Below are 21,494 nucleotides of genomic sequence, written 5' to 3'. Positions count from 1 at the left end.
GACGACACCACTGGGGGTGCGCTGCTGCCGCGGCGCTCCCCCAGCACCATCTCAGGCGGTGTCGGCCAGCCGGGTCAGCACCGCGCGCATCGCCGCGACCCGCTCGCTCCAGTCGCTCGTCGGCCCGTCCGCGCCATGCGGGAACGGCCGCGACGCCGCGACGGCAGCGACGACCGCGCCCGGGAACGACGCGGCGTCGGCGATCGTGACGCGCGCGTCGGTCACGTCCCGGAACCCGGCGACGGGCGTCGAGACGACCGGGCGGCCGACGGCCTGGTACTCGTACAGCTTGATCGGGTCGAGGCTGTCGGTGAACGGGGTCACGACGTGCGGCACGAGGAGCACGTCCGCGTGCTGCAGGTAGCCGATGACGTGCTCGCGGGCCCGCGGTCCGAGCAGGACGACCCCGGCACGCTGGAGGCGCAGGGTCGCGTCGGTGCCGATCAGGTTCGGGCCGACGAGCACGACCGTGCCCCGGGCGCCCAGCGCGCGCGCGGTCGCCTCGCACAGGTCGACGTCGATGCGATCCGGGTGCGCGGTGCCGAGGTAGAGCGCGGTGCGCCCCTCGGGCAGGTCGGCCGGCCGGCCGGCCGGTTGGCGGTAGGCCTCCGCGTCGACGCCGTTCGGGATGAGCGTGACCGGTCGCGCGGCGCCCTTCCGGCGCTCCAGCTCGGGCGAGCACACGACGACCTCGCGGGCGACGTCGAGCAGCCGGGCCTCGTTCGCCGCCGCGCGGGAACGCTCACCCTCCGCACGGTCGGCCGCGAGCCAGTCGTCGGTGATGTCGTAGAGCGTGGGCCAGCCGCTGCGTTCGGCGAGCCCGACCGCACCGGGATCGTTGATCCAGAGCAGCGGATGCCGCATGCCGACCGAGGACGCCGCGCGCATGACGGTCGAGGCGAGCCGATCGTCGGTGCGCGGATCGATCCGCCGCGGCAGCCACTTGGTCGGGCGGACGGTCCACAGTCGCCCGGGAGCGGGCTCGCCCACCTCGCTCACGCCCCGGCCGACCGACGGCACGCGGCGCGACGCGACGTCGTGCGTCGGATCCGCCGCCGGCTCGACGAACAGCACGCGCAGCGACGCGTCGGTGCGAAGCAGTCCGGCGACGAGGTGCTGGTTGCGCCTCCAGACGCGGTCCCAGCGTTCGAGCGAGAGCACCACGAGATCGGTCATCGGCGCCCCTTCCGAGCGATCGCCGCGCCATAGGCCGCCTCCGTGCCGTCGGCCTGCGCGCGGAGCGAGAAGTCGCGCTGCTGTCGCTCGCGGGCTGCGACGCCCAGCGCGGCACGCGCGGCCGGGTCGGCGGCCAGGGAACGCAGTCGCTCGCCCGCGGCATCCGGGTCGCCCGCGGCGAAGCGCGCTCGCTCGTCGAGGCCGGCGAGCAGCTCGACGTGTCCGGCGGCGTCGGCCGCGACCGGCGGCAGGCCCGACGCCATCGCCTCGAGGAGCGTGAGCCCGAGCCCCTCGACCGGGCACGGCGCGAGCAGGAGCCCCGCGCGCGAGAGGAGCTCGGGCAGGTCGGTGCGGTAGCCGCTGAAGCGAACGGATGCCGCGAGGCCGAGTTCCGCGACGAGCCGCTCGAGCGGCTCCCGCTCCGGGCCGATGCCCGCGATGTCGAGCGTCCAGCCCTCACCCGCGAGCCCGGATGCCGCGAACGCACGGACCCCGACGTCGGTGCGCTTCTCCGGCTGCAGGCGCTGGGCCATCAGGACCGTGCGGTCCCGCGTCGACGGGTCGACCGCCGGGCGGGGGTCGATGCCCGTGTGGACGACCGTGCTCGGACCGTCGATCGCCATGGCGACCGCCGACGAGATCGAGATCTGCGCGTCGATCCCGCCTCGCACGAGCGCCTCGATCGGAACGGGGCCGACGCGGCCGCGACGCCTCGCGAAGTGGCACGTCGCGACGACCGCGGGACGGCGGGCGCGGGAACGCGTCGCGAGTGCGGCGACGGCACCGACATCCGCCGCGGTCATGTGGGTGTTCACGACGTCGACGTCGCCGGCGAGCCCGCGGACGGCTCGCAGCACCTCGATCGTCCGGGCCGCGGGCGTGTGCGCGACCCCCGCCTCGTCGAGACCCGGACGCATGCGCGGCGGATCGCCGCCGATGACGTGCACCGCGTGCCCGTCGGCGGCCTGGGTTCGGGCGAGGCGGAGGACGAACTGCTCGACACCCGAGAAGCCGTCCGAGCGGATCGCGTGCAGGATGCGGAGGGGCGTGCTCACGGGTTGCCCGCCGCCCGGCCGCGCGCCGGCTCCCGCTGCGCCTCGATCGAGCGGGCGAGCTCGAGGTAGCGTGCCGCGACCTCGCTCCAGGAATGCTGCTCGGCGGTGGCGCGCGCCCGCGCGCGCCACGCGTCGCGCGCCTCGGGCTCGAGTCCGTCGAGCTCCGCGAGGCGGGCACCGACCGCCGCGGCCTCGCGCTCGACGAGGAAGCCGTTCTCGCCGTCGACGACGATGTCAGGCGCGAAGCCCACCCGCGTCGACACGACGGGCACGCCGCACGCCAGCGCCTCCAGCACGACCAGGGCGTTCGCCTCGTAGGCGCTCGGCAGCACGAGCACGTCGGACGCGCGGAGCAGCGGGACCGGGTCGGACCGTTCGCCCGCGAACACCACGCGCTCCGAGACGCCGACGCGTCGGGCCTGCGCGCCGGCCCGCCTGATCATGTCGGCGGTGCCGCCGATGACGAGCAGCACGACGCCGGGCGCCATGCGGAGCGCCTCGATCGCGAGGTGCAGGCCCTTGCGCTCGAACTCGTGCCCGATGAAGACCGCGACCGTCGCGTCGTCCGCGATGCCGAGGTCGCGACGGGCGGCGGCGCGCTCCGCGGCATCCCCCGGGCTGAACCGCTCGACGTCGACGCCGTTCGGGATGACCGTGATCGGCGGCCGCACGCGACCGTACACCTCGGTCAGCAGGCGCGCCTCCCCGCCGGTCAGGGCGACCACGGCGCGGTGCGTGCGACCGCGGTAGCGGATGCGGTCGCGGAAGGCGGTGAACAGGTGCACCGGATTGCGCACCATCCGCCATGCGTAGTTGCCGCGCGCGCGCATCGCGGCCTGGAGCAGGCCGTGGTTGACGTAGACGTCGCCGGCCATCACGTCGTTGTGCGTGAACGAGACCGCATCGGGCCGCTCGGCGAGGAAGCGCTTCGCGCGACGGGTGCCGATCGTGCTGAACCAGACCACGTTGCCGGCGCGAGCGAGGTGCAGGCCGAACGTCGTGCGATGCGGTCGGGCGAGCGTGCGGCCGGCGTCGGCGGCCGTGAACCGCTCGACCGGGACGCCCGCAGCGCGGAACTCCTGCTCGAGCGCGTACGCGACCCCGGCGACGCCGCTGCCGGGCTCGATCGACGGTGCGATCTGGACGATGCGGGTCATCCGGTCGCCCGGTCGGCGGGTGCGGTGCTGCGCTCGGCCAGCAGCTGCTCGGCGAGCGCGAGGTATCGGCGCGCCACCTCGCGCCAACCGTACGGCTCGGCCGACGCCCGGGCACCACGGCTCAGGGCGGCGAACGCCTCGTCGTCGATCGTGGCGAGCTCCTCCATCCGCTCGCCGACCGCCTCGGGGTCCCGCTCGACCAGGTAGCCGTTCACGCCGTCGCGCACGATCTCCGGCGCGAAGCCGACGGGCGTCGCGATGACGGGCAGGCCGGCGGCGAGCGCCTCGAGCACGACGAGCGCGTTCGCCTCGTAGGCGCTGGGGAAGACGAAGTAGTCGCACGCCGCGAGCAGGTCCGGCAGGTTGGCGCGCGGACCGAGGAACAGGACGCGGTCGCCGACGCCGTGCTCGATCGCCTCGGCATGCGACTCCGCGATGATGTCGTCGTTCCCGCCGATCACCATCAGCAGCGTGCTCGGAGCCGTCGCCAGCCCCCGGATGGCGAAGGAGAGGCCCTTCCGCGAGAACTCGTGCCCGACGAAGACGCCGACCCGTTCGTCGCCCCCGAGTCCGAACTCGGCGCGCGCGGACGTCCGTTCCTTCGCCGTCGGCGGGCGGAAGCGGTCCAGGTCGACGCCGTTCGGGATGACCTCGATCCGCGGACCGATCGGGCCGTAGGTCGCTCGCAGGTCGTCGGCGTCGCCCTCGGACAGGCAGACCGCGACGCGATGGGCGTGCCCGCGGTAGCGGATGCGGTCGCGCAGGTAGATGAAGAGGTGCACCGGGTTGCGGTAGATGCGCCACGGGGATCGGCCCCGCGCGCGCATCGAGGCGAGCAGCACCCCGTGGTTGACGTACACGTCGCCGGCGACGACGTTGTTGTGGCAGATCGAGATCGCGTCCGGCCGCTCGGCGAGGAAGCGCTTCGCGCGGCGCGTGCCCACCATGCTGAACCAGATCATGCGCCAGCCGCCGCGGATCCGCGCGAGGATCGTGTTGCGCGGCCAAGGGACCATCCGCCTCCGGCGGGCGGAGTCGAACGTGAACTGCTCGACCGTCGCGCCGAGCGCGCGAAGCTCCTGCTCGAGGTGCCAGGCGACGCCCGCGACGCCCGTTCCCGGGCCGATGAAGGGGACGATCTGCACGATCCGGGTCATGCCGGGGCCTCCGCGGGGGTGTCGGTGGTCTGGGTCGCCGGGGTCGCGACGGTGCTCCGAGCCGGGATCGAGGTCGCCGCGGCGAATCGCGCCTCGACTCGGACCGGCCCCAGTCGCGTGATCGCCGCGCGCCGCCGCGCGGCACGGCCGCGCTCGCCGGGGAGCACGATCGACCGCGCGGTCGCGCCGAGCCACTGGCCGGTGCGCGCCCACTGCCATCCCGCGGCGCCGAAGTGCTTGCGCAGATAGCGCTCCTGCGAGGCGTGGAAGTGGGCCTCTCGTCGGCGCGGGTCGCCGCCGGTGCCGGCCCCGACGTGCACGGCCTGCACCGACGGCACGGCCGCGTGCCGCCAGCCGAGCCGATGCGCGCGATACGACCAGTCGGCCTCCTCGGCGTAGAGGAAGAAGCGCTCGTCGAACCATCCGACCTGCTCGAGCGCCTCGGCGCGCAGCAGCAGGACCGAGCCGATCACGTACGTCGGGTCGCGGCGGAGCCGCGCGAGGCCGAGCGCCTCGAGCCACGTGCCGGACGGCGACGGCAGCCACCACTCGACGCGGGCCTCGTGGCCGTGCTCGTCGACCTGGCCGGGTCCCACGCTCCCGAGGTCGGGCCGCGCGCGGAGCGCCGCGTGCAGCCGTTCGACGTCGTCGGCCGTGATCTCGGCGTCGGGGTTCAGCAGCAGCACGTCGGACCCGGGCGCGATCCGATTCGCGAGGCCGTGGTTGACGCCCGCGGCGAAGCCGTCGTTGCGCCCGGGATCGAGGTAGCGCACGCCGAGCTCGTCGCAGAGCTCGCGGATGGCCGGCAGCGAGGAGTTGTCGACCACCGTGACCGGCAGGCCCGCGACCGGCTCGAGCGCGCGACGGAGCAGCTCGGGCGAACCGTACGCGACGACGACGACCTCGAGCGTCGGGGTGGGTTCGGGGGCGGGGGATGCCTCGTGCACGATCGAACGGTACAGGTCGAGGTAGTCGCGGCCCACCGCACCCCAGCTGCACTCCTCGGCGCGGACGAACCCGGCGGCGCGCAGCTCGTCGGCGCGCGGGCCGGACGCCGCGGCGAGCGCCTCCGCGAGTGCGGCCGCGTCTCCGGTGGGGACGACCAACCCGGCGCCCCCCACGACGTCGGGCAGCGCACCCGCGTCGCTCGACACGACCGGAACCCCGCACGCCATCGCCTCGACGGCGACACGGCCGAACTGCTCGGTCCACGATGCGGTCGGCAGTGACGGCACGGCGAGCACGTCGAACGATCGGAGCACGTCGGGGATCCCGGCCGGCTCGACCGCGCCGACGAGCTCGACGCGATCGGCGACGCCGACGGATGCCGCGCGCTCGCGCAGTTCGGACGCGAGCGGGCCGGTGCCGACCACCCGCAGGCGCAGGCGAGGGTCGCGCGCGAGCGCGTCGAGCAGCAGGACCAGGCCCTTCTCGGGCACGAGCCGGCCGATGAAGCCCACGGTGATCGGGTCGGACGGGTCGTGCGGCTCGCCTGTGCCGGCGTCCGGCCGCTCCGCGGCATCCGCGTCGCCCGACCCGCCGGTCGTGCCCGGGGCATCCGCCGGCCTGAACTGCTCGAGGTCGACCCCCAGCGGGATCACGTGCGCGCGCCCCGCGAACCCCTTGTCCTCGGCGATGCGGGCGGCCTCGGTGTTGCACGCCGAGATCCCCGACGCGGCGCGCAGCGCCCACCGCTCGAGCCAGCGGAACGGGACCGGGTAGCGCTTGCGCAGGTTCTGGGCCGTGTAGAGCACGACGGGCGTGCGCCGCGACCGCCCGCGCAGCGCGCGCAGCAGCAGGATCTCGGCCGTCGCGAGCGCGAACGGCTCCTCGTGCACGTCGATGACGTCGACGTCGCGGCCGAGCGCGCGCCACAGCGGCAGCGGGTCGTAGACGAAGAGGGCGGGGTGCCGCCCGAGCGTGCGGACTCCCTGCACGTGCTCGTCAGGGCGGGCGTGCAGGGTCACGGGCGCACCGCCGGCATGCCACCGGCGGGCGCAGCACAGTTCGACGTCGACGCCGAGCGCGGTGAGCGCGCGCTCGCGCCCACGCCACTCGTCGACGACGGCGCTGTGCGAGACCCTGAGTACGCGCACCGCACCCCCTCTAGACTCCTTGCAGAAACCTTATCCGGGGCCCCGCTCCCCGGTCGTGGCGAGCTGGGGTGATCGCGCATGGATTCCGACGAGTTCCGGGTGCTCGTGGTCTGCACCGGCAACATCAACCGGTCCGCACTGGCTGCGGCCCTCCTGCGCAGCTGGGTCGCCTGGTACGTGCCGGCGGATGCCGCGGCGCGCGTCGTCGTCACGAGCGCCGGTCTCGCTGCGCCCGTCGGCCAGCCCATGCGCCGCCGCACGCGCGCCATCGTCGAGGCGCTCGGCGCGGACGGCCGCGGGCACCGCGCGGTGCAGATCGACGAGGCGGCGATCCGGGCCGCCGACCTGGTGCTTACGGCGGATGTCGCGCATCGCGACGGCGTGCTCGGCCTGGTTCCGTCGAAGCTGCGGTCGACGTTCACGATCCGCGAGGCCGGCGGGATCGCCGAGGGCCTCGGGCCCGCGGCGCCGCCGACGTCGATCGCGGAACTGCGGGCCCGAGCGGTCGCGTTCGCCGATCGCCGATCGCTCGGCGCGTCCGCCGACGGCGACATCACCGACCCGCAGGGACGCGACGACGAGGCCTATCGCGACATGGCGCGCGAGGAGGTGCCGCCGCTCGCGAGCATCGGCGCGGCGCTCTTCGGGATGCCCGGCGCCGAGGTCGATGCGATCGTCGCCACGGTCACGGCCGCCGACGCGTTCCCGTTCGAGGGGCTCGGCAGGTCCGCATCCGGCGACGCCGCCGGGTCGTCGGGGTCCGAGTCCCGGCGTCGTCGCCGCTGGTTCCGCAGGCGCGACGCGTGAGCGCTGCGGGGCGCCGGGTGCGCGTGCTGCACCTCGACCACACCGGCGCGGCCGGCGGTGCCGAGCTCGCGCTCGTGCGGATGCTCCGGGCCGGGCCGGGCTGGGCGGCCGTGCTGCAGACGCCTCCGCTCGAGTCCGATCCGAACGTGTGGGACGCCGTGCCGCCCGAGGTGCCGCGACGGGCCGCCGGCATCCGCCAGCCCGCGGGCGCGAGCTCGGGCGGACCGCTCGCCGTGCTCGGCTTCGGCGCACGGCTCGCGGTGCAGGCGCTCGCGGTGCGCACGTCCGCGGCGTTCCGGTCCGCCGACCTCGTCGACGCGAACACCGCCCGGGCGGCGGCGTACGGTGCGCTCGCGGCTCGGCTCTCCGGCGTCCCGCTCGTCGTGCACCTGCGCGATCTCGTCGAGCCCGAGGCGCTCGGCGCTGCGGGCCACGCGATCATGACCCGGGTGGTGCTGCCCCGCGCCGACGGCGTCATCGCCAATTCGCGCGCGACCCTGGACTCCGCACGGCCCCACCTCAGCGGCGATGCGGTCGCCGAGGTCGTGCCGAGTGCGTCGGGGCTCGTCGTCGGGGCGGACCGGCCCCTCGCAGCGGACGCGCCGCTCCGGAGGGTCGGCATGCTCGCGCGGATCGATCCGTGGAAGGGCCAGGCCGAGCTCCTCGAGGCCTTCGCGCGGGCGTTCGCCGGGCGCGACATCCGCCTGCAGTTCGCCGGCGGCGCGCCGTTCGGCCACGAGGGATACCTCGCCGAACTGCGGCGCCGGGCCGACGAGCTGGGCCTCGGTGCGCAGGTCGACCTGCTCGGGCACGTCGACGACGTGCCCCGGCTGCTGGAGGGATGGGACGTCGCCGTGCAGTACTCGACGCGCCCCGAGCCGCTCGGCCAGAACGTGCTGCAGTACCTCGCCGCGGGCCGCGTGGTCGTCGCGGCCGGCGAGGGCGGGCCCCTGGAGTGGGTCGCCGACGACGTCAACGGCCTGCTCGTGCCCCCGCGCGACGTCGACGCGCTCGCCGGAGCACTCCGCCGGCTCGACGCGGACCCCGAGCTGCGAGCACGCCTCGCCGGCGCGGCCGCCTCGACGCCGGGCCTGCTCGACGACGCTGCGGTCGCCCGCGCGCACCTCGACGTGTACGAGCGCGTGCTCGCCGCTCGGGCTCGCGCCTGACCGCGACGCGCTCTCGAGCCCGCTGTGGACAGTGGGTGCGGGTGCGGCGGCCGGCGCACCCGCACGGCCTGTCGTGACGGGTGCCGGCGGCGCGTGACCGCGACGCGGCCTACGCGGTCGCCGAAGCCGAGGTGGTGGTCGCGACGGCGATCGCCGTCCGGTCCACGCCGTCCGGACCGCCCGTGACGAACGCGGTGACGGCGTCGAGCGTCGCGTCCGCGCCGAGCACGCGGTTGTGCCCGGCGCCGTCCGTGAGCACGAGGCGCGAGCGGTCGCCGTGCGCGGCGTGCAGCCGGATGCCCTCGCTCGCGGGGACCTCGCGGTCGCCCCGGTCGTGGACGACGAGCAGCGGCATCCGCTCGGGCAGTGGGTTCGCGGCGCCGTCGAACCGCGGCCACGGGTCGGCGAGCTCGGGCAGGATGCGGCGAGCGAAGCGCGCGGCGAGCGCGTCGGCGGTGGACGGGCGCGCGCCGATCCGCTCGGTGAACACGTCGATCAGGAAGCGTGCACGCGAGGGGCCGGCGATCGCGACGAGCCCGCCGGCCGCGACGCCGTCGGCGAGGGCGGCACGTGCGGCCATCGCGCCGAACGAGTGCCCGATGATCGTGTGGAAGCGACCCTCGCGGGCCTGGAGGGCGTCGATCGCGGCGAGCCAGTCGCGGATGTCGGTCCGCCGACCCGCAGATTCGCCGTTGGCGGGCGCCTCGAACGCGAGCAGGCGGAAGCCCTCGGCGCGGAGCTCGCGCACGATCGGCGCGAACTGCGAGGCGCGGCCGCGCCATCCGTGCACCAGCAGGATCGTGTCGGGCCCGGAGCCCCACTCGTAGGCGGCGAGGTCGCGCCCGCGCACGCGGATGGTCGAGCGCGTGGCGGCGTCGTGGACCGCGCGGTCGGCGGGCCGCACCGGCAGGCGCCCGCCGACGTGCATGAAGAGCGGCAGGGCGGCCGCGGCGGATGCCTCGGGGGAGACGAGTTCGGCCGCGCGGATGGCGGCGACGCGGGTCGCGAGCGCGGTGGTGACGGCGGTCTCGGCGATGGTGGGCACGGGGCTCTCCGATCAATGAATACGAACGGTCGTGCGTTGAGTATACGAACGTTCGTGCGTAAAATCGAGAGGGTGAGCGTGGAAACTTCCAGCGGAGTCATGGACGGCCGGCGCGTCAGGGGCGACGCGTCGCGGCGACAGGTGCTCGCCGCCGCCGTCGACCTCGCCTCGATCGAGGGGCTCGACCAGCTGTCGATCGGCCGCATCGCCGACGCGGCATCCGTCAGCAAGAGCGGCGTCGCCACGCTGTTCGGCAGCAAGGAACGGCTGCAGCTCGCGACCGTCGAGGCCGCGCGGCAGCGGTTCGTCGAATCGGTCATCACGCCCGCCCGCGAGCGCCCGCGCGGCCTCGGCCGCGTGATCGCGCTCCTCGACGGATGGATCGCGTACTCGCGCGACCGGGTGTTCCCGGGCGGCTGCTTCTTCGCCGAGGCCGCGGCCGACTTCGATGCCAAGCCGGGCGAGGTGCACGACGCGATCGATCGATCGCTCCTCGAGTGGAACGGGTACCTCGCGGTCTCGCTCGGCTACGCGCGCGACGGCGGCGAGCTGCTCGCCCTCGACGACCCCGAGCAGCTCACCTTCGAGTTCACCGCCCTGCTCGACCTCGCCAACCGCGACTCGGTCATGCACGGCACGAACGCCTCGTACGCGCGTGCCCGGCGCGGCATCGCCGCACGCCTGCGCGCCGCCGGAGCCGACCCCGTCGCCGTCGACGCGTTCGCCGCCGTCTCCGACGACTGACGGGCGCACGCGATCGTCTGGACACCCGTTGCGGGTCCGGACGGCGCCGGACCCGCAACGACGGTCGTCACGAGGTGGGGGCGCGACGTCAGCCGGCGACGAGGGAACCCGCGCGCGAGAGGTCGACCTGCTCGTCGCGGGGCACGACCTTCACGCGCTCGCGCGCGACCGGCCCCTCGAACGCCTCGCCGAGCGAGCGCTCGTGCGCGTCGAGCGCGAGCCATCCGTTCCAGGTCGTGAAGCGGATGCCACGGGCCTCGAGCAGCTCGAGCACCTCGTCGCCGCCCTCGGCCTCGACGACCGGCGCGACCCCGGGTGCGGCGAGCACGCCCGCCTGCGCGTCGGCCACCAGGTTCGTGATCGTCTCGAGCGCGTCGCCCTTCGTGTGGCCGATGAGCCCGACGGGGCCGCGCTTGATCCAGCCGGTCGCGTAGACGCCCGCGACGGGGGCGCCGGAGGCATCCGTCACCCGCCCGCCGTCGTTGGGGATCACGCGCGCCGACTCGTCGAACGGCACGCCCGAGATCGGCGAGCTCGCGTAGCCGACCGCGCGGTACACGGCCTGCACGGGCACGTCGACGAACTCGCCCGTGCCGGCGACCGAGCCGTCGCCGACCGGGCGGGTCCGCTCGAAGCGCACGCCCTCCACGGCGTCGGTGCCGAGCACCTCGACCGGCGAGTGGAAGAAGTGCAGGTGCAGGCGGCGCGACGCCGTGTACGGCCGGTCGTCGGCGCGGCGCCATCCGTTCAGGGTCCGCGTCATGACCTTGACCTGGTTGTTCGTCGCCAGCAGGTGCGCGGCGTGCTCGTCGCCCTCGGCCCGCGCGAAGTCGTCGTCGTACACGACGATGTCGACGTCGGGCACCTCGCCGAGCTCGCGCAGCTCGATGGGCGTGAACTTCACCTGCGACGGCCCGCGACGGCCGAAGACGTGCACGTCGGTCACGGGCGAGGCGAGGAGCCCTGCGTGCACGTTCGCCGGGATGTCGGTCGTGAGCAGGTCGGCCGGGTGCTTCGCGAGCACGCGCGCCACGTCGAGCGCCACGTTGCCGTTGCCGATGACCGCGATCGACTCGGCCTCGAGCGGCCAGTCGCGCGGCACGTCGGGGTGGCCGTCGTACCAGGCCACGAGGTCGGCCGCGCCGAACGAGCCGGGCAGGTCGATGCCGGGGATGTCGAGCGGGGCGTCCTTCAGGGCGCCGGTCGCGAAGATCACGGCGTCGTATCGCTCGCGCAGCTCGTCGACCGTGACGTCCCGCCCGACCTCGACGTTGCCGATGAGGCGGATCGTGCCCTCGTCGAGCATCTCGTGCAGGGAGTTCACGATGCCCTTGATGCGCGGGTGGTCGGGCGCGACGCCGTAGCGGATCAGGCCGTACGGCGCGGGCAGCGACTCGAACAGGTCGATCGCGACCTCGCCGCCGGCCTCGTCGACCTGGCGGCGGAGGATGTTGCCCGCGTAGATGCCGGCGGGGCCGGCGCCGACGATCGCGACACGGAGGGAGAGGGTCATGAGGGCATGGCCTTTCGGAGGAGTGCAGGAGGAATGCGGGAAGGGTCTGGGCGGATCAGTCGATGGCGGGTGGCGCTGCGAAGGCGGATGCCGCGAGCTCGGCGGGCGCGTACGGGCTGAGCCGCACCACGTCGCCGACCACCACGACCGCGGGCGACCGCACGCCCCGCACCGCCGCCTGATGCGCGATCGTGCCGAGCGTGCCGATCGTCACTCGTTGGCGAGGGCCGTACCCATCCTCCACGATCGCGACGGGGCACTCGGCACCGCGCTCGCCGCGGGCGAGCGTGATCGCGGAGTTCGCGAGCGTGCCGACGCCCATCAGCAGCACGACGGTGTGGTCGCGGGCGCCGCCGAGCGCCTGGATCTGGTCGTGGCCCGTGACGACCGTGAACGTCGTCGCGAGCCCGCGGTGCGTGAGCGGGATGCCGGCGATCGCGGGCACCGAGACGGCGCTCGTGATGCCCGGGACGACCACGACGTCGACGCCGCGCTCGCGGCAGTATGCGAGTTCCTCGCCGCCGCGGCCGAAGACGTAGGGGTCGCCGCCCTTGAGCCGGACGACCCGCTTGCCGCCCCGGGCGAGCGTGACGAGCAGCTCGTTGATGGCGTCCTGCGGCACCGCGTGGTGGCCGGGCAGCTTGCCGACGTCGACGACCTCGGCGGCGAGCTCCACGCCCTCGGCGGCGAGGCCGTCGAGCACGGTGCGGGCGCCGAGCCGGTCGGCGACGACCACGTCGGCCGCCTCGAGGGCGCGGAGGCCGCGGAGCGTCAGCAGCCCGGGGTCGCCCGGGCCCGCACCGACGAGTGCGACGTGGCCGCGCCCGGTGTCGTCGGCGCGCGGCGCGCGCCCCGTGGCATCCGTCGCCCGGTTCTCGAACGCGTTCTCGGTCATGGGGTTCCTCCCGTGAGTCCGCGGCGGCGCAGCATCCCGCGCTCGACCGGGGCGAAGACGAGCAGCTCGATCACGACGCCGATGGCGAGGATCACGAGGATCGTGCCGAGCACGCTCGCGAGGTCGGCCAGGTCGCGGCCCTGCTGCAGCAGCGAGCCGACGCCGAAGCCGATCGACCCGCCGAACGCGATGATCTCGGCGGCCATGAGCGAGCGCCACGAGAACGCCCAGCCCTGCTTGAGGCCGGCGAGGTAGCCGGGCAGGGCGGCCGGCAGCACGACGGATGCCGCGAGCTGGAGTCGCGACGCGCCGAGCACGGTCCCGACCCGGCGCAGCTGCGGGGGCACCTGGGCGACCCCGGCGACGAGCCCGTTGACGATCGACGGGATCGCGCCCATGAGCACGACGAAGTACACCGTGGCATCCGACAGGCCGAACCAGAGGATCGCGGCGGGGACCCAGGCCACCGACGGCAGCACCTGCAGGCCCGAGATGAGCGGGCCGAGCGCACGGCGCAGCGGCGCCCACTCGGCGAGCAGCAGGCCGAGCGGCGTGCCGACGGCGACCGCGATGAGGAACCCGAGGACGCCCCGCTCGAGGCTCGTCGTCACGGCGAGCTGCAGGCGGCCGTCCTCCCATGCGGCGCCGAGCGCGGCGGCGACGTCGAGCGGGCCGGGCGCGAGGTCGGGCCGCGGCTGCGCGATGACCGTGTACGCCTGCCAGGCGGCGATCAGCACGGCGAGCAGCAGGACGGGCGGCAGCACGCCGTCGATCGCGCGGCGCCACCAGGGGATGCGGCGCTCGGCGGTCGTCTGGAGCCGGTCGAGCCCCGCCTCGAGCGTGCGGAGGTCGTCGTCGCCGCCCGAACGCGATCGGGTTGCCGCATGTGGCGGGTTCTCGCGGGTCGTTCCCGGCGCAACTGGCAACCCGCGGTCCGGGGCGGGCGCGGCGGTGGCAGAAGGCAGCAGGTCATGCGGCATTGCGACGGATCTCCCTTCGCAGGTGCTCGGTGATCTCCACCGAGAGCTCGGACACGGTGGGCGACTCGATGCGGCGCGGACCGTCGTCGGCGATGCGCCACTCGTTCACGATCCGCCCCGGGCGGCTCGACATGAGCAGCACCCGCTGCCCGAGCCGTGCGGCCTCGCGCACGTTGTGCGTGACGAACACGATCGTGCGGCCGGTCTCGCGCCAGACGCGCTGGAGTTCCTCGTGCAGCAGGTCGCGCGTGATGGCGTCGAGCGCGGCGAACGGCTCGTCCATCAGCAGCACCGAGCGGTCCTGCGCGAGCGCGCGCGCGAGCGCGACCCGCTGCCGCATGCCGCCGGAGAGCTCGTGCGGGCGCTTCTCCGCGGCGTCCGCGAGGTGCACCACGTCGAGCAGCTCGAGCGCGCGGGCGCGGCGCGCGGCGCGCGGCAGTCCACCGTCGCCGAAGCGCAGCGCGAGTTCGACGTTGCGGCGGGCGCTCAGCCACGGCAGCAGCGACGCCTCCTGGAACATCACCGCGGCGCGGCCGTCGACGTCGATCGTGCCGGTGCTCGGCTGCTCGAGGCCGGCGATCAGCCCGAGGAGCGTCGACTTGCCGCATCCGGACGCCCCGAGGAGGCACGCGAACTCGCCGGGCGCGACCGCGAGGTCGATGCCGTCGAGCACGACCGGGCCGTCGGCGGCGTACCGCTTGCCGACGCCGGTGAGGCGGATGGCGGAGGTCGTGCTCATCGCGACCCGCCGTCCTGTCCGGCGCCGTCGAGCCCGGCGCCGTCGATGGGGTCGAGCCCCGCCGCGGCCCGCAGCGCGGCGAGCGGGGCGAGGTCGACGATCCCGGTGAGGTCGCCGCCGTTCGAGGTTCCGGCCGAGACGGCCCGATGCTGCAGGACCGGCAGCGTCGCCGCGAACGGGTCGACGGTCGGCGTGACGTGGGCGAGCGCGCGCTCGAGGACGGCGTCGGGCAGCGGAGCGCCCGCGTCATCCTCGAGACGCGCGTTGACGATCGCGGGCACCGCGTCGGCGTGCGCCGAGATCCAGTCGACGGATGCCGCGTGGCCGGCCACGAGCGCGGCGACCGCGTCGGGGTGGGCCTCGAGGTAGGCGGTGCGCACGACGAGCAGCGTCGTCGGGTACTCGCCGTCGGGCCAGAGCTCCGCCTCGTCGACGAGTACGCTCGCGCCCGCCTCGAGCACGAGCCGTGACGCCCACGGCTCGGGCAGCCAGGCGCCGTCGAGCGCTCCGGTCGCGAAGAGCTGCAGCGTGCGCGCGTTGTCGGTCGGAACGATGTCGACGTCCCCCGCTCCCGTCGGCGAGCTCTCGAGGCCGTGGTCGGCGAGCCACGTGCGCAGCGCCACGTCCTGCGTGTTGCCGAGCTGCGGCGTGGCGAGGGTCGTGCCGTGCAGGTCGTCGGCGTCGTCGATCCCGTCGCGCACGACGAGCGCGGCGCCGCCGCCGACCGCGCCCGCCACGATCCGGAGCGACGCGCCGCCCGACTGCACGAAGCTGTTGATCGCCGGGCTCGGGCCGAGGTAGGCGGCGTCGATCGCCCCGGCGCTCAGCGCCTCGACGGCGGCCGGGCCGGCGGCGAACGCCTGCGGCTCGAGCGAGGTCCCGACGTCGTCGAGCTCGTCGGCGAGGACACCGGTCTCGAGGCCGACGAGCGCGGGCAGGTGCGTCACGTTCGCGAAGTAGCCGAGGCGGAGCGCCGAGGCCTCCGTCGCCCCGGCCCCGCCGGGCCCCTCGGCGGCGGCACGACCGACGGATCCGATCACCACGGGCACGATGACGATCGCCGCGGCGACCGCGACGCCGGCGACGAGTTCGCCGAGCTGACCACCGAGCCCGCGGCGCGTCACGCCGGAGCCTCCACGACGATGCCGGCGGCGAGCGTCGCGCCGTCCTGCGGGTGGATGACGAGGAACGCGCCGGCGCGACGGTGCGCGGCGTAGGGCGCGACCGCGAGGTCGGTGGCGAGCTTCAGGCGGACGAGTCCGATGTCGTTCGTCGTGAGCGCCGTCGCGGGCGTCGTGTCGAGGGTGTCGAGGTCGAGGCGGCCGCGGATGTCGGTGACGATCGCCTGCACGGTCGTCGTGCCGTGCTTGACGAGGACCCGCGCGCCGGTCGTGAGCGGTCGGCCGTCGAGCTGGAAGACGTCGGCGTCGAGTTCACGGCGCGGCGCGGGCAGCGACCCGGCGGCGGCGATGACCGCGCCGCGTGCGGCGTCGACCGGGTCGGCGAGCTCGAGCGCGACCGAGAGCGGGGCGGATGCCTCGCCCAGCGCCTCGGGCCCCCGGCGGATGCCCGTGACGGTCGTCCGCACTCCGGCGGGGAACACCTCGACCTGGTCGCCGACCCGCACCGTGCCCGACTCGATGCGCCCGGCGAACGCGCGGTGGTCGCGGAACGCGTCGGCCGCGGCATCCGCCAACTCGGGCGAGAGCCCGCCCTGCGGGCGGATCACGAGCTGCACGGGCAGGCGCAGCGCCTCGAGGTCGGTCTCGAGCTCGTCGATCGTCGAGAGCCCCTCGAGCAGTCCGAGCAGGCTCGGGCCGTCGTACCAGGGCGTGTTCGCCGACCGCTCGACCACGTTGTCGCCCGCGAGCGCCGAGACCGGCACCGTGTGCGTGTCGGGCAGGCCGAGGTCGCGTGCGAGGGCGGCGACGTCCGCGGCCACCGACTCGAACGCGGCGCGGTCGTAGCCGACGAGGTCGATCTTGTTGACGGCGACGATGACGTGCGGAACGCGGAGCAGCTGCACCACCGCGAGGTGCCGACGCGTCTGCTCGAGCACGCCGTTGCGCACGTCGACGAGCACGACGACCGCATCGGCGGTCGCCGAGCCGGTGACCATGTTGCGCGTGTACTGCACGTGGCCGGGGCAGTCGGCGAGGATGAACGACCGGCGGCCCGTCGTGAAGTAGCGGTAGGCGACGTCGATCGTGATGCCCTGTTCGCGCTCGGCGCGCAGGCCGTCGGTGAGGAGCGCGAAGTCGATCGCACCCGGCTTGCCGCCGAAGCCGCGCTCGGCGGACGTGCGGGCGACCGACTCGAGCTGGTCGGCGAGGATCGCCTTCGAGTCGTGCAGCAGTCGACCGACGAGCGTCGACTTGCCGTCGTCGACCGATCCGGCGGTCGCGAACCGGAACAGCGACCCGGTCGCCGGCGCGGCCGCGCCGTCCGTCGCCGCGGTGCCGGTCGTCGTGGGCGTCGTCGTGCTCATCAGAAGTACCCGTCCTTCTTCCGGTCCTCCATGGCCGCCTCGGAGAGGCGGTCGTCGGCGCGCGTCGCGCCGCGCTCGGTGAGGGTGGATGCCGCGACCTCGCGGACGATGTCCGACACCGTCGCGGCTTCCGAGACGACCGCGCCCGTGCAGCTCAGGTCGCCGACGGTGCGGTAGCGCACGGTTCGCCGCTCGACCGCCTCGCCCGCACGCGGAGCGGAGACGTCGCTGACCGCGAGCCACATGCCGTCCCGCGCATAGACGTCGCGCTCATGCGCGAAGTAGAGCGGTGGGAGGGCGATGCCCTCGCGCTCGATGTAGCGCCAGACGTCGAGCTCGGTCCAGTTCGAGATCGGGAACGCGCGGACGTGCTGGCCGACGGTGTGCCGGCCGTTGTAGAGCGTCCAGAGCTCGGGGCGCTGGTTGCGCGGGTCCCACTGCCCGAACTCGTCGCGCAGCGAGATGATGCGCTCCTTGGCGCGGGCCTTGTCCTCGTCGCGTCGCGCGCCGCCGAACACCGCATCGTGCCGGCCGGCGGCGATGGCGTCGAGCAGCGGCTGGGTCTGCAGCGGGTTGCGCGTGCCGTCGGCGCGCTCCTGGAGGCGGCCGTCGTCGAGGTAGTCCTGCACCGACGCGACCTCGAGGCGGATGCCGAGGCGCGCGACGGTCTCGTCGCGGAACCGCAGCACCTCCGGGAAGTTGTGACCCGTGTCGACGTGCAGCACGGGGAACGGCACCTTCGCCGGCCAGAACGCCTTGGTCGCCAGGTGCAGCACCACGACGGAGTCCTTGCCGCCGGAGAACAGCAGCACGGGCCGCTCGAACTCGGCCACGACCTCGCGGATCACGTGGATCGCCTCGGCCTCCAGCGCGTCGAGGGCGTCGAGCGCGGGGGCTGCGCCGGCCGCATCGCCCGGGTCGGCGAGGCGCGCAGAGGATGCCGCGGCATCCGTCGTCAGGTTCTCGGTCATAGGTGCAACCCGCATTCCGTCTTGGCGAGGCCGGCCCAGCGGCCGGACCTCGGGTCCTCGCCCGCGGCGACGGGCTTCGTGCACGGCTCGCAGCCGATCGAGGGGTAGCCGTGGGACATCAGGAGGTTCACGGGCACCTGGTGCTCGCCCGCGTAGTCGAGGAGGTCGTCGAAGCTCCATGCCGCGACCGGATTGACCTTCACGAGTCCATTCCGTTCGTCGTACGTCACGAGCGGCGTCCGCGTCCGCGTCGGCGCCTCGTCGCGGCGCACGCCCGTGAACCACACCTCGTAGCCGCCGAGCACGCGCTGCAGCGGCTCGACCTTGCGGCGCGCGCAGCACAGGGCGGGGTCGCGCGCGAACAGCTCCGCGCCGAACTCCGCGTCCTGCTCGGCGACGGTCTGCCGGGGCAGCACGTCGACCACGCGCACGTCGAGCTGCCGGGCGACCTTGTCACGGGTGACGCGCGTCTCGGCGAAGTGGTACCCGGTGTCGAGGAACAGGACGTCGACGCCGGGCAGCTGCCGGGCCACCAGGTGCGGCAGCGCGGCGTCGGCCATCGAGCAGGCGACGGCCGCGGCATCCGTCTCGAAGTTCGCGGCGACCCAGGCGACGACCTCGGCGGCGGATGCCTCGTGGTCGGTCAGGCTGCCGAGCTCGGCGTTGCCGGCCACCGCGAGGGCGTGCAGCTCGTCGGCCGGACGGCGACCCGCGGTCGGGACGGCCCCCGTCCCGAGGTTGCGCGCACTCATCGCAGCGCCTCCTCGTCGGCGCGGTGCGCCCACTGGGCGAACGTCTCGTCGGCCCCCGCGTCGCGCTCGTCGATGAACCGCGTGACCACGCGGGAGACGTAGTCGGCGATGCCATCGGCCGTGACCTTCAGGCCGCGCACCGTGCGTCCGAGGCCGGCCTCGTCGCGGTCCTGCGAGGCCAGGCCGCCGCCGAGGTGGACCTGGTAGCCGGGCACCTGCTCGCCGTCGATCGTGACGAGCTGGCCCTTCAGCCCGATGTCCGCCGTCTGGATCCGCGCGCACGAGTTGGGGCATCCGTTCACGTGCAGGCTGATCGGGTGCGGCAGGTCGAACGCGTCGAGGCGCTCCTCGAGCTCGAGCACGGCGGCCGTCGCGAACGCCTTGGTCTCGACGATCGCGAGCTTGCAGAACTCGATGCCGGTGCACGCGATCGTGCCGCGGCGGATCAGGCTGGGCCGCGCCTGGAGTCCGAGCTCGTCGAGGCCGGCGACGAGCGACTCGACGCGGTCCTCGGGGATGTCGAGGATGACGACCTTCTGGTGCGGCGTCGTCCGGAGCCGGCTCGAGCCGTGCGCCTCGACGAGGTCGGCGAGCTTCGTGAGCGTCGGTCCGGAGACGCGTCCGACGATGGGCGTCGCACCGACGTAGAACCGGCCGTCCTTCTGCCGGTGCACACCCACGTGGTCGCCGGTCGTGACCGGAGTCGGCGCCGCCGGGCCGTCCGGCAGCGCGTGCCCGAGGTACTCGGTCTCGAGCACCTCGCGGAACTTCTCGGTGCCCCAGTCGGCGAGCAGGAACTTCAGGCGCGCCTTGTTCCTCAGCCGCCGGTAGCCGTAGTCGCGGAAGATCTGCGCGACCCCGTGCCAGGCGTCGGCCACCTGCGCGGGGGCGACGAACACGCCGAGCCGCTCGGCGAGCCGCGGCGCCGTCGAGAGCCCGCCGCCGACCCACAGGTCGTACCCGACGCCGAGCTCGGGGTGCTCGACCGCGACGAACGCGACGTCGTTGATCTCGTGCACGACGTCCTGGCTGGGGTGGCCGGTGATCGCCGACTTGAACTTGCGCGGCAGGTTCGCGAGCGACTCGTCGCCGATGAACCGGCTCGTGATCTCGTCGATCTGCGGGGTCGGGTCGATGAGCTCGTCGGCGGCGATGCCCGCGACGGGCGAGCCGAGGACGACGCGCGGCACGTCGCCGCACGCCTCGGTCGTGCCGAGGCCGACCGACTCGAGGCGGCGCCAGATCTCGGGCACGTCCTCGACGCGGATCCAGTGGAGCTGGATGTTCTGGCGGTCGGTGAGGTCGGCGGTGTCGCGGCCGAACTCGGTCGAGATGCCGCCGATGACGCGCAGCTGCTCGGTAGTCAGCTGTCCGCCGTCGATGCGGACGCGGAGCATGAAGAACTCGTCCTCGAGCTCGTGCGGCTCGAGCGTGGCCGTGCGGCCGCCGTCGATGCCGGGCTTGCGCTGCGTGTACAGGCCCCACCAGCGGAACCTGCCGTGCAGGTCGGTCGGGTCGATCGACGCGAAGCCGCCGTCGGCGTAGATCCGCTCGATGCGCTCGCGCACGGCGAGTCCGCCGTCCTCCTGCTTCCACTCCTCGTTGGCGTTCAGCGGCGCGGTGCCGTCGACCTTCCACTGCCCGTTCGGGCGGGTCGACGGGCGCGGCGGGCGGATGTCGCGTGCCGGCCGGTCGGCGCTCGCGGGGCGCGCGGCGCGCTCGGCGCTCGGCGCGCGCGTCGCGGCATCCGTCGTCTCGATCGTCACGGTTCCCCTCCTCGTCCGCACCCCGTTCGGGGCACGTGCCGACGACCGTACGGGGGTCGGGCGGATGCCGGAACCCGGCCCCGTCACGCACGGTCACCCCATGTCACGAGGCGTCGCACGGCGAAATATGACGTCCGACGGGGTGGACCCGCGGGTCAGCCGGCGAGGGCCGTGACGGATGCCGCGTAGCGGTCGAGCACGACCTGGACGAGCTCGCCGGGCGCGTCGTCGGGGAGCAGCAGCGGCTCGGCGAGCACGTCGGGCCCGGCGCTCGCCGCGAGGTCCTGGAAGTACCCGGGCGCGAGCAGGTAGCTCGCCGCCGCGATGCGCACGTCGGGGCCGTGCGCGACGCGGGCCGCGGCGATCGCGTCGGGCAACCGCGGCTCGGCCGCCGAGAGGAACCCGATCGAGACCTCGGCGACGGATGCCTCGGCCAGCGCATCGCGCACGCGCGCGCACGCCTCGACGGCGCGCACGTCGCTGGATCCCGCCACGACGAGCACGACCGGAGCATCGTCGTCTGCGCCGGCCTCGGCGAGCCGCCGGCGCAGCACGGCGACGAGCCGGTCGTCGGGGCCGAGGGCGTCGGCGACGACGACCTCGCGACCGCCGTCGCGGGCCTCGGTCGCCGCCTCGGCGAGGTCCACGTGCACGTGGTACCCGGCCGACAGCAGCAGGGGCACGATCACCGCGGGCTCGCCGTCCGGGAGCGTTCCGAGCGCGGCCGGCACGTCGGGCTGCTCGACGTCGACGTGGCAGAGGCGCGTCTCGGGCGCGGCATCCGGCCACCGCTCGGCGACCGCCGCGACCACGGCGTCGTAGAGGCCGCGCACGGCGGCGCGACCCTCGGGCGAGGAGGTGCCGTGCGACACGGCGACGAGCGCGGGCGGGCGTCGAGGCGTCATCCGCCCATGCTGGCACCCTCGCGCGCGAGGCGCGCGCCTGTCACGCCGGATGACGCGCCGACCGAGCGACGGCCGGCGC

Annotated in this window: 19 protein-coding genes; 3 read left to right on the top strand and 16 right to left on the bottom strand. The window is 74.7% G+C overall.

Annotated features, from left to right (window positions below; translation table 11 throughout):
• Window positions 1–51: 51 nt before the first annotated feature.
• From GJR97_RS08020 to GJR97_RS18715, 5 genes are read right to left on the bottom strand one after another with little or no spacing between them, the layout of a single operon-like run.
• Entirely contained in the window at window positions 52–1,176 is a 1,125-nt protein-coding gene (locus GJR97_RS08020; RefSeq protein WP_154345958.1) for a glycosyltransferase, read from the bottom strand.
• Window positions 1,173–2,231 (bottom strand): glycosyltransferase family 4 protein, encoded by a 1,059-nt coding sequence (locus GJR97_RS08015; RefSeq protein WP_195760637.1) that lies wholly within the window; start codon window positions 2,229–2,231, stop codon window positions 1,173–1,175. Before GJR97_RS08015 ends, GJR97_RS08020 begins: the two co-directional genes overlap by 4 nt.
• Window positions 2,228–3,388 carry a glycosyltransferase family 4 protein gene (locus tag GJR97_RS08010; RefSeq protein WP_154345956.1) on the bottom strand — a complete coding sequence of 387 codons (1,161 nt, stop codon included), beginning with the start codon at window positions 3,386–3,388 and terminating at the stop codon, window positions 2,228–2,230. Before GJR97_RS08010 ends, GJR97_RS08015 begins: the two co-directional genes overlap by 4 nt.
• Window positions 3,385–4,545, bottom strand: a complete 1,161-nt coding sequence (locus GJR97_RS08005; protein WP_154345955.1) for a glycosyltransferase family 4 protein — start codon at window positions 4,543–4,545, stop codon at window positions 3,385–3,387. The genes GJR97_RS08010 and GJR97_RS08005 overlap by 4 nt, the downstream gene beginning before the upstream one ends.
• A complete protein-coding gene (locus tag GJR97_RS18715) occupies window positions 4,542–6,641 on the bottom strand; it encodes a glycosyltransferase (RefSeq protein ID WP_324613284.1) in 2,100 nt (699 codons plus the stop codon). The genes GJR97_RS08005 and GJR97_RS18715 overlap by 4 nt, the downstream gene beginning before the upstream one ends.
• Before the next feature lie 78 nt (window positions 6,642–6,719).
• On the opposite strand from GJR97_RS18715, the gene GJR97_RS07995 reads away from it, so the two are divergent.
• A complete protein-coding gene (locus GJR97_RS07995; protein ID WP_154345954.1) occupies window positions 6,720–7,448 on the top strand; it encodes an arsenate reductase/protein-tyrosine-phosphatase family protein in 729 nt (242 codons plus the stop codon).
• Entirely contained in the window at window positions 7,445–8,617 is a 1,173-nt protein-coding gene (locus tag GJR97_RS07990; protein WP_154345953.1) for a glycosyltransferase, read from the top strand. The genes GJR97_RS07995 and GJR97_RS07990 overlap by 4 nt, the downstream gene beginning before the upstream one ends.
• 109 nt (window positions 8,618–8,726) lie before the next feature.
• On the opposite strand, the gene GJR97_RS07985 is transcribed toward GJR97_RS07990, so the two are convergent.
• Complete coding sequence (locus GJR97_RS07985) at window positions 8,727–9,662, bottom strand: alpha/beta fold hydrolase (RefSeq protein ID WP_154345952.1); 936 nt, start codon at window positions 9,660–9,662, stop codon at window positions 8,727–8,729.
• A 72-nt stretch (window positions 9,663–9,734) separates the two neighbouring features.
• Here GJR97_RS07985 and GJR97_RS07980 point away from each other — a divergent pair, with 72 nt between their 5' ends.
• Entirely contained in the window at window positions 9,735–10,406 is a 672-nt protein-coding gene (locus GJR97_RS07980) for a TetR/AcrR family transcriptional regulator (RefSeq protein ID WP_324613283.1), read from the top strand.
• An 88-nt stretch (window positions 10,407–10,494) separates the two neighbouring features.
• On the opposite strand, the gene GJR97_RS07975 is transcribed toward GJR97_RS07980, so the two are convergent.
• The 10 genes from GJR97_RS07975 to GJR97_RS07930 all read right to left on the bottom strand — a co-directional run bounded on the left by GJR97_RS07975 (window position 10,495) and on the right by GJR97_RS07930 (window position 21,415).
• Window positions 10,495–11,919, bottom strand: a complete 1,425-nt coding sequence (locus tag GJR97_RS07975) for an FAD-dependent oxidoreductase (protein ID WP_154345951.1) — start codon at window positions 11,917–11,919, stop codon at window positions 10,495–10,497.
• 55 nt (window positions 11,920–11,974) lie between these two features.
• A complete protein-coding gene (cobA, locus tag GJR97_RS07970) occupies window positions 11,975–12,814 on the bottom strand; it encodes a uroporphyrinogen-III C-methyltransferase (RefSeq protein ID WP_154345950.1) in 840 nt (279 codons plus the stop codon).
• Window positions 12,811–13,794 (bottom strand): ABC transporter permease, encoded by a 984-nt coding sequence (locus GJR97_RS07965; protein ID WP_154345949.1) that lies wholly within the window; start codon window positions 13,792–13,794, stop codon window positions 12,811–12,813. Before GJR97_RS07965 ends, cobA begins: the two co-directional genes overlap by 4 nt.
• Complete coding sequence (locus GJR97_RS07960; RefSeq protein WP_154345948.1) at window positions 13,784–14,533, bottom strand: ABC transporter ATP-binding protein; 750 nt, start codon at window positions 14,531–14,533, stop codon at window positions 13,784–13,786. The genes GJR97_RS07965 and GJR97_RS07960 overlap by 11 nt, the downstream gene beginning before the upstream one ends.
• A complete protein-coding gene (locus GJR97_RS07955) occupies window positions 14,530–15,657 on the bottom strand; it encodes an ABC transporter substrate-binding protein (RefSeq protein ID WP_324613282.1) in 1,128 nt (375 codons plus the stop codon). The genes GJR97_RS07960 and GJR97_RS07955 overlap by 4 nt, the downstream gene beginning before the upstream one ends.
• Entirely contained in the window at window positions 15,654–17,021 is a 1,368-nt protein-coding gene (locus GJR97_RS07950; RefSeq protein WP_154345947.1) for a sulfate adenylyltransferase subunit 1, read from the bottom strand. Before GJR97_RS07950 ends, GJR97_RS07955 begins: the two co-directional genes overlap by 4 nt.
• A complete protein-coding gene (cysD, locus tag GJR97_RS07945) occupies window positions 17,021–17,992 on the bottom strand; it encodes a sulfate adenylyltransferase subunit CysD (protein ID WP_154345946.1) in 972 nt (323 codons plus the stop codon). Before cysD ends, GJR97_RS07950 begins: the two co-directional genes overlap by 1 nt.
• Window positions 17,989–18,744: a phosphoadenylyl-sulfate reductase gene (locus GJR97_RS07940; protein WP_154345945.1), complete on the bottom strand. Its 756-nt coding sequence runs from the start codon at window positions 18,742–18,744 to the stop codon at window positions 17,989–17,991. Before GJR97_RS07940 ends, cysD begins: the two co-directional genes overlap by 4 nt.
• Window positions 18,741–20,510, bottom strand: coding sequence for a nitrite/sulfite reductase (locus tag GJR97_RS07935; RefSeq protein WP_407643582.1), 1,770 nt, complete (start codon window positions 20,508–20,510; stop codon window positions 18,741–18,743). Before GJR97_RS07935 ends, GJR97_RS07940 begins: the two co-directional genes overlap by 4 nt.
• 155 nt (window positions 20,511–20,665) lie before the next feature.
• A complete protein-coding gene (locus GJR97_RS07930; protein ID WP_154345944.1) occupies window positions 20,666–21,415 on the bottom strand; it encodes a sirohydrochlorin chelatase in 750 nt (249 codons plus the stop codon).
• Window positions 21,416–21,494 lie beyond the last annotated feature (79 nt).

It is taken from the genome of Agromyces kandeliae (assembly GCF_009674665.1).
Classification (GTDB): Bacteria; Actinomycetota; Actinomycetes; order Actinomycetales; family Microbacteriaceae; genus Agromyces; species Agromyces kandeliae.
This window is presented reverse-complemented; position numbering and strand designations above follow the sequence as displayed.